General features: G+C 73.4%; 2 protein-coding genes. Both read right to left on the bottom strand.

All coding sequences use genetic code 11. The features are described from left to right. Window positions 1-127 precede the first annotated feature (127 nt). Window positions 128-1,087 (bottom strand): terpene synthase family protein, encoded by a 960-nt coding sequence (locus tag LCE31_RS39655; RefSeq protein ID WP_225023142.1) that lies wholly within the window; start codon window positions 1,085-1,087, stop codon window positions 128-130. Next, window positions 1,084-1,344 (bottom strand): cytochrome P450 (locus LCE31_RS39650; RefSeq protein WP_225023140.1); only part of this gene is annotated, 261 nt, incomplete at its 5' end. The genes LCE31_RS39650 and LCE31_RS39655, both read right to left, overlap by 4 nt.

Here is a 1,344-nt window from a genome sequence, read left to right as displayed (position 1 = left end):
GGGGTGCGCGGAGGGGCGCCGTACGCGAGGGGTGGTCGTACGCGGAAGGGCCGGCGCGGCCCGGCGGTCACCGCTCAGCGCGGCGAGGACGCTGCTCGGCGCGGTCGGCGCGGGCGGCTTCGCTCGGTCAGAGCGACGCGTCCGTGTAGCGGTTCGTCGTACTGCTCCAGAGCCGTACGCCCTCGACCAGCTGACGTGTCCCGCGCAGGTACCGGTCGGCCCCGGGATGGTGGGCCGCCAGGTAGTTCCGGAGGATGTCGCTCCTGGCGCCGAGGCGGTCGACCTCGGCGCGGACCGCCGCGACGGCCGCCGCCCTGCTCATGCGCTGTTCGCGCCGCAGGATCACGATCATGTTGAAGGGGCACGAGTGGCGTTCCTCGCGCTCCAGCGAATACAGGTCGTTGATGAGGGTCGCCGTGTCGGCGACATGGGCACGCAGCAGGCGCAGTTCGCGTTCCGCGTGGACCTCCTCGGGCAGCGCAGCGCCCGGGGCCCGTTCCAGCATGTTCATGAACGGGTACAGGCAGCTCGCGTGGCGGCGCAGGTGGACCGCCTGGCGCACCGTCGGCAGGGTCACGGCCGTCCGGTGGAAGGCCTCGGTGACGAACGTGGTCAGACAGCGCGCCCAGTCCCTGGCCGCGCGGCGCGACCAGGCCGCCGGCATGCCCGTACGCTGCCGGTCCCACAGGTCGCGCCAGGCCGCCAGCAGATGCGCGGGTCCCGCGGGCGGCTCCGGAACCGCGATCGCGTCCGGAATCACGTCGGGGACGCCGTCCAGATGCTCGTCCGCGTTCCTGACCGGGTTGTCCAGCACGTCGAGCAGTCGCCGGACCAGGTCGCGCGCCCCGGCCAGGTCGCGGCCCGCCGGGCCGTCGAAGTGGTCGTCCAGGATGGTGAACCAGCCGAGGATGTCCACGAGGAGGCGCCTCTCGTCGCCCCCGGTCCTCGGATAGGCGTACGTGATCAGGTCGGGCAGCGCGTACGCCTGGTAGCGGCCGAGCGCCGTCTCCTGAAGGAGGCCGTGGCGTAGCAACCAGGCGGTGTGGCCGTCCGTCAGCGGGCGTCCGACCGCGCCGGCCATCATCATCGGGCCTCCCCCTCTCCCGTTTCCGTACGCGGAGCGAAGCGGAGGGTCAGGCCCTGGGCCTGCACCGTCGTCCAGACGACCTCCTTCGCGGCCGAGCCGGGAACCGGGACGAGGCGGAACGCGCGCAGCAGCGAGGCGGTGACCACGCCCAGTTCGGCCCAGGCGAGATCCTCGCCCACGCACTTGTGCTTGCCCGCGCCGAACGCCATGGCGGCGCGCCGTGCGACGCAGCCCGCGGGCCCGCCACCCGAAGACCC

Origin of the sequence: Streptomyces sp. 8L (genome assembly GCF_020176795.1) — a bacterium.
Classification (GTDB): Bacteria; Actinomycetota; Actinomycetes; order Streptomycetales; family Streptomycetaceae; genus Streptomyces.
The sequence above is the reverse complement of the archived record's forward strand: the minus strand, read 5'-3'. Positions and strand labels throughout refer to the sequence as shown.

Coding starts and splice junctions, on each gene's coding strand:
- LCE31_RS39655 (WP_225023142.1), bottom strand. CDS start 1,087: ATGATGATGGCCGGCGCGGTCGGACGCCCGCTGACGGACGGCCACACC.